This window comes from Caballeronia sp. ATUFL_F1_KS39, from assembly GCF_023630985.1.
Lineage (GTDB): Bacteria > Pseudomonadota > Gammaproteobacteria > Burkholderiales > Burkholderiaceae > Caballeronia > Caballeronia zhejiangensis.
This window is the reverse complement of sequence record NZ_JALQDZ010000061.1, coordinates 1-11842: the sequence shown is the minus strand read 5'-3', so window position 1 is coordinate 11842 and position 11842 is coordinate 1. Positions and strand designations below refer to the sequence as shown.

Below are 11842 nucleotides of genomic sequence, written 5' to 3'. Positions count from 1 at the left end.
GTGGGATGAGGACGCGGATCGGTTCGAATCACGGTCATGGGCTAACTGCGAACTAACTCTCGACGCATACCCTGACGCACATCCAAACCTACCGGTGGAGTGCTCATGAAAAGCGCCGAACATGTTTATGAAGCGCGGGATTCGCTGCTCGTCGAGTTTGCGGACACCGAGACGACCGACGTATCGCCGGAAGCACTCGCAGCGATGGTCGCCGAGGCAATGCGCGTGAAGCGATGCGTCGTTTCGATACCCGTCGACGATCGCGTTGTCGAGTTGTGCGCCGCCCGCACGGAGGCATTCGGCGAAGTGCATATCGGAGAGAAGACGGCCATCGTCGAATACTCGGACGCGCGCGACAAGATGTTCGCCGTCCTCGCGCTGAACGGAAAGACGATAGGCGTCGTGCAAGTATCGGGACCGCGGCTCGGACGGCAATTCGATGAACATGATCTGAAGCTGCTTCGCATTCTCGGCACGTTCGTCACGCGATCCGTCGAGGCGGACCGGCTTGAGAAGCTCGTCGCCTCGCCGTTCGCTCAGGCAACGATCAAGCGATCCTCGGATCAGACGATCGGCGACATCGTCGCGCAATCCGTACAGAACCCGAGCCAGCTCTCGAAGATGCTTGCACGATCGTTCTATCGGGAGATGACGCGCGCGGGATTCGACTTCGGTCAGATCATCGGCGCAGCCACCGAAATCATTTCGGAACTCGCCAGCAACGTGCGCAAGCATACCGATCGCAAGCAGCGGCGCGCAGGTTGAGCGATCGTCATATCGGCGGCCTCGGCGCACTCTTTTCACTCCTTCCATTCCTTCGTTCGATGGCAGCGCCACCGGCCTATAGGCCCGTGGCGCTGTTCGTTCTCTACTTCGCTGATGCACCAATCACATTCATCGATGCGAGGTTCTGTCCGATCATCGCGAGCGACGATGGCAGGCACATCTCGCCATGCATGCAGTCGATGTCGTAGTTCACGATCGAACCATTCACGCACGCTCGCCATTGCGCGCTACGTCGGGGTTGTCCGGGCGCTTCGGAGCGCGTCGCCGTGAAATAGACGATATCGCCATGGAACGACCGGGGCGTGTACATCGATTGCAACTGCATGTTCCGTTGCGTCGTGCCGATCAGCGTTGTGACGTGCTCGTCCGTGATATACGCCGGTATCAGCCGATGCTCACGCAGCGCGACCACGCGCTCGGTGGTCGATTGCATTGCCTGAAGCGTGAGCGTGAGATCGGGCGACATGTCCGGGAACGTCGCGGCGAACAGCGCCCATTCATCGACTTCGGATGCAGTGAGTCCGTCCGGAAGACGCGAATCCAGCAACACGAGCTCGCCGATCTTCTCGCCAAGGTTTTGCAGTTGCGTCGCCATTTCGTACGCGAGCAGTCCGCCGAAGGACCAGCCGAGGAGGTGATAGGGACCGTGAGGCTGAACCGTGCGGATGCGCGCGATATAGTCCGCCGCCATGTCGACGATGCTCGCGGGACGGTAGCCGGGCTCCTTCAACGCCGGCGTCTGGACGGCGTAGAGGGGCCGGTCGTCATCGATGATCTTCGCGAGACCCGCATAGCTCCACGCCAGTCCGCCGACCGGATGAATGCAGAAGAGCGGTGCGCCGCTCCCCGATGCGCGGATAGGCAGAATCGGATCGAATTCGTTGTTCGAAGGCGCGGCGTTCAGTTGATCGGCGAGTTCCGCGACCGATGGCGCATTGAAGAGAACGCGAATCGAAATGTCCTGGCCGAGCTTCGCGTGAATCGATGCCATCAACTGGACAGCCAGCAACGAATGCCCGCCGAGCGCGAAGAAGTTGTCGAAGACACTCACGCGCTCGAGTCCGAGGACGCTGGCAAAGCACTGCGCGAGCGTATGTTCGAGCGAGGTGCGCGGCGCGACATAAGCGGCGAGATCCTGCCACTGCGGATCGGGCAATGCGCGCCGATCGAGCTTGCCGTTGGGCGTGAGCGGCAGCGCATCGAGCGTGACGAACGCCGATGGCACCATGTAATCCGGCAAGCGCGCAGTCACATGCTCGCGAAGCGCATTCGTATCGATAGCGGTGGCGCCAGTGACATAGGCGATGAGCTGCTGGTCCTGCGTCTCTTCACGCCGCGCCCGTGCGACGACGACGGCCTCGCGCACGGCCGGATGCCTCGCGAGCTGCGCTTCGATCTCGCCGAGTTCGATCCGGAAGCCGCGAATCTTGACCTGATGATCGTTGCGTCCGAGGAACTCGAGATTGCCATCGGCGCGATAGCGCGCGAGATCGCCCGTGCGATAGATGCGCGCATCGGCAATGAACGGATCGTCGAGGAAGCGCTCGGCGGTGAGCTCGGCACGATTGAGATAACCACGCGCCACCCCCGCGCCACCGATATACAACTCGCCCACGGCACCCGGCGGCACGAGCCGGTAGTGCGCATCGAGCACGTACAGACGCGTGTTGGCAATCGGCCGGCCGACCGATACCGTGGATGACCTATGCGCGTCGCGGCCCGTGCGATAGCACGAGGACCAGACCGTCGTTTCAGTCGGACCGTAGAGATTCCACAGCGCCTTGACCTTCTCGTTCAGACGCGCCGCGAGGTTCGCGGACAACGCTTCGCCGCCGCACAGCGCGGTAAGCTTCGCGCTGCCGCTCCACTGCGTGTCGAGCAGCATGCGCCAGGTGGCCGGGGTCGCCTGCATGAAGCTGATGGCGTGTGCATCGATGAGCGCTTGCAACGCGAGCGGATCGGCCGCATCGTTGCGCGATGCGAGCACGATGCACGCGCCGGCGCTCAAGGGTAAATACAACTCCAGGCCCGCGATATCGAAGGATATCGTCGTGACAGCGAGCAGTGTGTCGGCGGCGTTCATCGAGGTGATATCGCGCATCGAGCACAGGAAGTTCAGCATCTGGCGATGCTCGATCATCACGCCTTTGGGCTTGCCTGTGGAGCCCGATGTAAAGAGCACGTATGCGAGATGATGTGGTTCGATTCTGGTTTGAGGATTGTCCTCTGATGCATCGAGCGATGCGTCCGGATCGAGCACGCTCAACGTACCCGTATCGCCGAGTGCTTCACGGCCGATGGCATCGGCGAGCAAGAGGCGCGGCGTCGAGTCAGTGAGGATGTGAGTCAGGCGTTCGCCGGGGTAAGCCGGATCGAGCGGCACATAGGCGCCGCCCGCTTTGAGTATCGCGAGCAACGCCACCACCATGCCGATGCCACGCTCCACGCACAGCGCCACGCGATCTTCCGGACGCACGCTCAACTTGATCAAATGATGCGCGAGCCGATTGGCACGCGCATTGAGTTGCGCATACGTGAGCGTCTGATCTCCAAAGATCAGCGCGATCGCATCGGGCGTGCGCTCGACCTGCTGCTCGAACAACTGATGAATGCACAGATCGACAGGGTACGACGCAGCCGTATCGTTCCACGTCTGGACCAGTAATTGACGCGTCTTGGGCGGCAGCACATCGAGTTGGTCGACGGGCGTCTGCGGTGCCTGCTCGAGTGCCTGCACGAGGCTCGATAACGCTTGCTCCATGTACCCGCACAACTGATCGGGCGAGAGCGGCGCGAGCGTTTGCGCGGTCAAGCCAAGGCTCGCGCCGTTGTCTTCGACAGCGAGCATGAGCGGATAGTTGGTGCGCTCTTCGGCGCCCAGCAGCTCGATTCCCTCGAAGGCATATTGTTCATCGGCGACGGCCTGGTTGTGGCGATAGTTCAGCAGCGCGCTAAAGAGCGGCGCGGGCGCGGCCACGCCACTGCATCGCTGAGCGAGTGCGAGCGGGGCATGCTGATGCTGCAGCAAGGCCGCGAGACGTTGATGCGTGTCACGCACGCTATCGACAACAGAGACATCGTTCACATCGAGGCGAATCGGCAAGGTGTTGATGAGCAGCCCGAGCGCCTGATCGACACCTGCCTGCATGCGCCCGAGCAGCACGGTGCCAAAGACGATGCGGCCATCGCCGGTGCTTGCCGCGTCGAGCACACGCGCCCATGCGAGATGACAGAGACTGGCGAGACTGACGCCGAGTTCTCGCGCCTGCGTGCGCAGACGCGTGTTCAACGCCGCGGGCAACGTCACGCGAGCTTCGGCGACCGAGGAGCCGTCGTGATGCACATCGGTGAAGCCGAAGGGCAGCGTGGGCTCGCTGAGCTCGGCGAGCATGTCGCGGAAGAACGCTTCATGCTCCTGCTGAGTGGCGCCGAGCCGCGCCTGCGCGACCAGATCGCGAAACGGTTGCGCCACATCGAGCGCATCGGCATGGCCCTCGAGCAATGCGCTGATCTCTTTCTGAATCACTTCGAGCGTAACGTGATCGCCGATCAGGTGATGCCACACGAGCAGCGCGAGCCAGCGCGGCGAATCGTGTTCCTTCGCGAGGGTGAGTCGAAGCAGGGGCGCCCGATGCAGAGGCAGGCGTTGCGAGCGCGCATCGAACAGACGCGCGAGTTGATCGACAGCCGGACCGTGTGCGGGATCGAGCTCGATCTCATCGATGGTGACAGGCGCTTGGCGACAGACGACTTGCGCGGGCGTGCTGATGCCGTCGTGGATGAAGGCGGTGCGCAGGATGTCGTGCCGTGCGATGATCCGTTGCAGCGCATCGAGCCAGGCATCCAGACGCTCGCGGCTATCGAAGGCGATGCGCGCGGTTTGCAGATACGGGTCGCCCTCGGTGCTCAGCATGTGATGGAACAGAATGCCTTCCTGCAGCGGTGCGAGCGCGTAAATGTCCTGCACGTTCGTTATGCCGCCCGGGACTTGTTCGACGATGGAGTCGATATCCGCTTGCGTCAAGGCGATGAGCGGCAGCATGGCAGGGGTGAGCGCGGTCGTGTCGGGCGTGATGACATTGGGCGGCACGACGATATCGTGCGCAATCGCACCGCGCTCGATCGATGCGGCAAGCGTGCTGAGCACGGGCGTGGCGAAGAGATCGCGCACATTGGCGTGCAGGCCGATGCGGCGCATGCGTTCGATGAGCGTGACGGCCAGCAGCGAATGGCCGCCGAGCGCGAAGAAGTTATCCTGCCGGCCGACGCGATCGAGGCCCAGCAATTCGGCCCACAGATCGGCGAGCGACGATTCGGTCTCGCCCAAAGGCGCTTCGAAGGGACGCAACGCGAAGGCATCGGCGTGCGGATCGGGCAGCGCGTGACGGTCGAGCTTGCCGTTGGGTGTGAGCGGCAGTGCATCGAGCATGACGATCGCTGAGGGCACCATGTAATCGGGCAAGCGCTCGGCGAGATGCTCGCGCAAGACACTGGCATCGACATCGGCGAGCAGCGTGACATAAGCGATGAGTTGCTGATCCTGGGAGGCTTCGCTGCGGGCCCGCGCGATGACGACCGCTTCACGCACGGCGGCATGATCCACGAGTTGCGCTTCGATCTCGCCGAGCTCGATACGGAAGCCGCGCACCTTCACCTGATGATCGTTGCGGCCGAGGAACTCGATGTTGCCATCGGCACGATAGCGTGCGAGATCGCCTGTGCGGTACATGCGCTCGCCGGGCATGAACGGATCGTCGCGGAAGCGTTCGGCGGTGAGTTCAGGCCGGTTGAGATAGCCACGCGCCACGCCCGCGCCGCCGATATACACTTCGCCCACCGTGCCGAGCGGCACCGGCTTGCATCGCGCATCGAGCAGATAGACGCGGGTGTTGGCGATCGGCTTGCCGATGGTCTCCTTCAGGTGATCGCCCCTATGCATCTCGATCCACGTCGAGTAAGTGGTCGTCTCGGACGGGCCATACAGATTGCACAATCGTTCGATATCGGTCTCGGCGAAGATGCGTTTCATCAGCGCGAGCCTGAGCGGCTCGCCCGCAAGGTTGATAGTCTCGACGGATGCGAGCGATGCGCCTGCATCGAGTAGAGAAGTGATCGCCGAAGGCACCGTGTTGACCAGGCTCACATCGTGCGGCTTCCTGGAAAGTGCGAGGACGTTGTCGACGAGATGCACGGTGGCGCCGCAGGTCAACGGTGCGAAGCATTCATAGATCGAAAGATCGAAATTGATCGATGTGGCAAACAGCGTGTGTGAAAGCTCTTTCGATGTAAAGGCGTTCTGCGCCCAGTTCAGGAAGTTGACGGCGTTTCTATGTTCGATGGCGACGCCCTTCGGCTTGCCCGTCGATCCCGACGTATAGATCACATACGCGAGGTTGTGCGGCGCGACCGGTGTTTGCGGATCGGCCTGCGAGAGCGTTTCGTCGTCGGATGCATGAAGATCGAGTACCGTCAGAGTGCCCGTGTCGCCCAACGCATGACGGCCGGCTGCATCGGCGATCAGCAATCGAGGCCCGGCATCGGCAAGAATATGATTCAGCCGTTCACCCGGATACGCAGGATCGAGCGGCACGTATGCGCCGCCCGCCTTGAGCGTGGCTATCAACGAGACGATCATGCCGACGCGCCGCTCCATGCATAACGCGACGCGATCTTCCGGACGCACGCGCAGCGCGATCAGTCGATGAGCAAGCCGATTCGCACGCGCATTCAGCTCCGCATACGTGAGGGATTCGTCTTCGAAGATGAGCGCGGTGGCATCGGGCGTGCGTCGAACCTGTTGCTCGAAAAGCTGATGCATGGAGAGGTGCTCGGGGTAGGCGGCTGCCGTGTCGTTCCATCGATCGAACAGCGCATACTCTTCAGGCAACACGAGTTCGAGCGCATGTAACGGTACATCGGGCCGCGCGAGCGCCTGATCCAGCAAGCGCGCGAAGCGTTCACCGAAACGCACGATAGTCTGCCTATCGAAAAGATCGCTTGCGTAGCTGATGCTGCCCGCGAAGCGGTCGTGCGTGTGAGTCAGGTTCAGCGTGAGGTCGAACTTGGCGCCGGCTTCGGCCGGGGGCAGAAGTTCCAGCGTGAGACCGGGCAAAGCAAGCGCCTCGAGCGGCGCATTCTGCAAGACGAGCATCACTTGAAAGAGCGGCGTACGGCTCGTGTCGCGCGCCGGCGCGAGCGCTTCGACGAGTTTTTCGAAAGGCAGGTCCTGATGTGCGTAAGCGGCGAGCGTCGTATCGCGCACTTGCGTGAGCAATTCGCGCATGCTGGGCGCGCCCGACAGATCCGCACGCAATACGAGCGTATTGACGAACAGACCGATGAGCGGTTCGATCTGTGCATGCGTGCGATTGGCGATCGGCGAGCCGACTGCCACTTGCGATTGCCCGGAGAGACGACCAAGAAGCGTCTGGAGTGTGGCGAGCAGCACCATGAATGGCGTCACGCCTTCTCGATGCGCGAGCGTGGTCACGCGCTCCGACAAGTTGGGACTCAGCGAAAAGGGCAATGTTGCGCCACGTCCGCTGATCCGCGCAGGGCGAGGGCGATCGGTCGGCAGATCGAGCGGTGCGAGTTCGGCGAGCTGAGTGCGCCAGTATTGCGTCTGTCGATCGAGTTCCGCGCCGGTGAGCCAATCGCGCTGCCACAACGTAAAGTCGGCATACTGCACGGCCAACGGCGGCAAAGCGAGCGCTTCGTCATGCAACGCGGCCTCATAGCACGCGCCGAGTTCACGCACGAGCACGCCGATGGACCAGCCATCGGAGATGATGTGATGCATCGCGAAGAGCAGCACATGCTCGTCTTCGGCGAGGCGAAGCAGCCGCGCGCGAAGAAGCGGCCCGTGCTGAAGATCGAAGGCTCGCGTGGCTTCGGCTTGCGTGATCCGGCGGACTTCGGCCGCTTGCGCGTCGGAGGCGAGCGTGCCGAGTTCGACGGGAGGCAGTGCGATCCGCAATTGCGTCGCGATACGTTGAACCGCCTGCCCGTCTTGTTGCACGAAGGAAGTGCGCAGGCTTTCGTGACGCTCCACGAGGGCATTCAACGCAGTGTCGAGCGCCGGAACATCGAGCGACCCGCTCAGGCGCACGGCTACCGGAATGTTATAGGTCGACTGTCCGGGGTTGAGCTGTTCGAGGAACCACAAGCGTTCCTGCGCAAAAGACAGCGGTAAATGCTGCGGCCGCGTGCGTGCTTGCAGTGTCGGGATTGCGCTCACGCGACCCGTTTCCTGCTGTAAGGTTTCGCCGAGCGAAGCCACGGTCGGCGCATCGAACAATGTTCGTAAGGGCAATTCGATGCAAAGCGCCTGACGCAAGCGCGATACGAGTTGCGTGGCCAGCAACGAATGCCCGCCGAGCGCGAAGAAGTTGTCGAAGACACTCACGCGCTCGAGTCCGAGGACGCTGGCAAAGCACTGCGCGAGCGTATGTTCGAGAGAGGTGCGCGGCGCGACATAAGCGGCGAGATCCTGCCACTGCGGATCGGGCAATGCGCGCCGATCGAGCTTGCCGTTGGGCGTGAGCGGCAGCGCATCGAGCGTGACGAACGCCGATGGCACCATGTAATCCGGCAAGCGCGCAGTCACATGCTCGCGAAGCGCATTCGTATCGATAGCGGTGGCGCCAGTGACATAGGCGATGAGCTGCTGGTCCTGCGTCTCTTCACGCCGCGCCCGTGCGATGACGACGGCCTCGCGCACGGCCGGATGACTCGCGAGCTGCGCTTCGATCTCGCCGAGTTCGATCCGGAAACCGCGAATCTTGACCTGATGATCGTTGCGTCCGAGGAACTCGAGATTGCCATCGGCGCGATAGCGCGCGAGATCGCCCGTGCGATAGATGCGCGCATCGGCAATGAACGGATCGTCGAGGAAGCGCTCGGCGGTGAGCTCGGCACGATTGAGATAACCACGCGCCACCCCCGCGCCACCGATATACAACTCGCCCACGGCACCCGGCGGCACGAGCCGGTAGTGCGCATCGAGCACGTACAGACGCGTGTTGGCAATCGGCCGGCCGACCGATACCGTGGATGACCTATGCGCGTCGCGGCCCGTGCGATAGCACGAGGACCAGACCGTCGTTTCAGTCGGACCGTAGAGATTCCACAGCGCCTTGACCTTCTCGTTCAGACGCGCCGCGAGGTTCGCGGACAACGCTTCGCCGCCGCACAGCGCGGTAAGCTTCGCGCTGCCGCTCCACTGCGTGTCGAGCAGCATGCGCCAGGTGGCCGGGGTCGCCTGCATGAAGCTGATGGCGTGTGCATCGATGAGCGCTTGCAACGCGAGCGGATCGGCCGCATCGTTGCGCGATGCGAGCACGATGCACGCGCCGGCGCTCAAGGGTAAATACAACTCCAGGCCCGCGATATCGAAGGATATCGTCGTGACAGCGAGCAGTGTGTCGGCGGCGTTCATCGAGGTGATATCGCGCATCGAGCACAGGAAGTTCAGCATCTGGCGATGCTCGATCATCACGCCTTTGGGCTTGCCTGTGGAGCCCGATGTAAAGAGCACGTATGCGAGATGATGTGGTTCGATTCTGGTTTGAGGATTGTCCTCTGATGCATCGAGCGATGCGTCCGGATCGAGCACGCTCAACGTACCCGTATCGCCGAGTGCTTCACGGCCGATGGCATCGGCGAGCAAGAGGCGCGGCGTCGAGTCAGTGAGGATGTGAGTCAGGCGTTCGCCGGGGTAAGCCGGATCGAGCGGCACATAGGCGCCGCCCGCTTTGAGTATCGCGAGCAACGCCACCACCATGCCGATGCCACGCTCCACGCACAGCGCCACGCGATCTTCCGGACGCACGCTCAACTTGATCAAATGATGCGCGAGCCGATTGGCACGCGCATTGAGTTGCGCATACGTGAGCGTCTGATCTCCAAAGATCAGCGCGATCGCATCGGGCGTGCGCTCGACCTGCTGCTCGAACAACTGATGAATGCACAGATCGACAGGGTACGACGCAGCCGTATCGTTCCACGTCTGGACCAGTAATTGACGCGTCTTGGGCGGCAGCACATCGAGTTGGTCGACGGGCGTCTGCGGTGCCTGCTCGAGTGCCTGCACGAGGCTCGATAACGCTTGCTCCATGTACCCGCACAACTGATCGGGCGAGAGCGGCGCGAGCGTTTGCGCGGTCAAGCCAAGGCTCGCGCCGTTGTCTTCGACAGCGAGCATGAGCGGATAGTTGGTGCGCTCTTCGGCGCCCAGCAGCTCGATTCCCTCGAAGGCATATTGTTCATCGGCGACGGCCTGGTTGTGGCGATAGTTCAGCAGCGCGCTAAAGAGCGGCGCGGGCGCGGCCACGCCACTGCATCGCTGAGCGAGTGCGAGCGGGGCATGCTGATGCTGCAGCAAGGCCGCGAGACGTTGATGCGTGTCACGCACGCTATCGACAACAGAGACATCGTTCACATCGAGGCGAATCGGCAAGGTGTTGATGAGCAGCCCGAGCGCCTGATCGACACCTGCCTGCATGCGCCCGAGCAGCACGGTGCCAAAGACGATGCGGCCATCGCCGGTGCTTGCCGCGTCGAGCACACGCGCCCATGCGAGATGACAGAGACTGGCGAGACTGACGCCGAGTTCTCGCGCCTGCGTGCGCAGACGCGTGTTCAACGCCGCGGGCAACGTCACGCGAGCTTCGGCGACCGAGGAGCCGTCGTGATGCACATCGGTGAAGCCGAAGGGCAGCGTGGGCTCGCTGAGCTCGGCGAGCATGTCGCGGAAGAACGCTTCATGCTCCTGCTGAGTGGCGCCGAGCCGCGCCTGCGCGACCAGATCGCGAAACGGTTGCGCCACATCGAGCGCATCGGCATGGCCCTCGAGCAATGCGCTGATCTCTTTCTGAATCACTTCGAGCGTAACGTGATCGCCGATCAGGTGATGCCACACGAGCAGCGCGAGCCAGCGCGGCGAATCGTGTTCCTTCGCGAGGGTGAGTCGAAGCAGGGGCGCCCGATGCAGAGGCAGGCGTTGCGAGCGCGCATCGAACAGACGCGCGAGTTGATCGACAGCCGGACCGTGTGCGGGATCGAGCTCGATCTCATCGATGGTGACAGGCGCTTGGCGACAGACGACTTGCGCGGGCGTGCTGATGCCGTCGTGGATGAAGGCGGTGCGCAGGATGTCGTGCCGTGCGATGATCCGTTGCAGCGCATCGAGCCAGGCATCCAGACGCTCGCGGCTATCGAAGGCGATGCGCGCGGTTTGCAGATACGGGTCGCCCTCGGTGCTCAGCATGTGATGGAACAGAATGCCTTCCTGCAGCGGTGCGAGCGCGTAAATGTCCTGCACGTTCGTTATGCCGCCCGGGACTTGTTCGACGATGGAGTCGATATCCGCTTGCGTCAAGGCGATGAGCGGCAGCATGGCAGGGGTGAGCGCGGTCGTGTCGGGCGTGATGACATTGGGCGGCACGACGATATCGTGCGCAATCGCACCGCGCTCGATCGATGCGGCAAGCGTGCTGAGCACGGGCGTGGCGAAGAGATCGCGCACATTGGCGTGCAGGCCGATGCGGCGCATGCGTTCGATGAGCGTGACGGCCAGCAGCGAATGGCCGCCGAGCGCGAAGAAGTTATCCTGCCGGCCGACGCGATCGAGGCCCAGCAATTCGGCCCACAGATCGGCGAGCGACGATTCGGTCTCGCCCAAAGGCGCTTCGAAGGGACGCAACGCGAAGGCATCGGCGTGCGGATCGGGCAGCGCGTGACGGTCGAGCTTGCCGTTGGGTGTGAGCGGCAGTGCATCGAGCATGACGATCGCTGAGGGCACCATGTAATCGGGCAAGCGCTCGGCGAGATGCTCGCGCAAGACACTGGCATCGACATCGGCGAGCAGCGTGACATAAGCGATGAGTTGCTGATCCTGGGAGGCTTCGCTGCGGGCCCGCGCGATGACGACCGCTTCACGCACGGCGGCATGATCCACGAGTTGCGCTTCGATCTCGCCGAGCTCGATACGGAAGCCGCGCACCTTCACCTGATGATCGTTGCGGCCGAGGAACTCGATGTTGCCATCGGCACGATA

At 62.8% G+C, this 11842-nt stretch carries 2 protein-coding genes; one reads left to right on the top strand and one right to left on the bottom strand.

Going from position 1 to position 11842, the window contains the following annotated elements; all coding sequences use genetic code 11:
- Window positions 1-105 precede the first annotated feature (105 nt).
- Window positions 106-765, top strand: coding sequence for a hypothetical protein (locus NCR93_RS29190; RefSeq protein WP_175982480.1), 660 nt, complete (start codon window positions 106-108; stop codon window positions 763-765).
- A 103-nt stretch (window positions 766-868) separates the two neighbouring features.
- On the opposite strand, the gene NCR93_RS29185 is transcribed toward NCR93_RS29190, so the two are convergent.
- Window positions 869-11842: non-ribosomal peptide synthetase (locus NCR93_RS29185; RefSeq protein WP_284507447.1), on the bottom strand; the 10974-nt coding region annotated here is incomplete at its 5' end.

Bases quoted from the DNA above. Each gene is read 5' to 3' on its own strand.
- NCR93_RS29190 (WP_175982480.1), top strand. From the start codon at position 106: ATGAAAAGCGCCGAACATGTTTATGAAGCGCGGGATTCGCTGCTCGTC.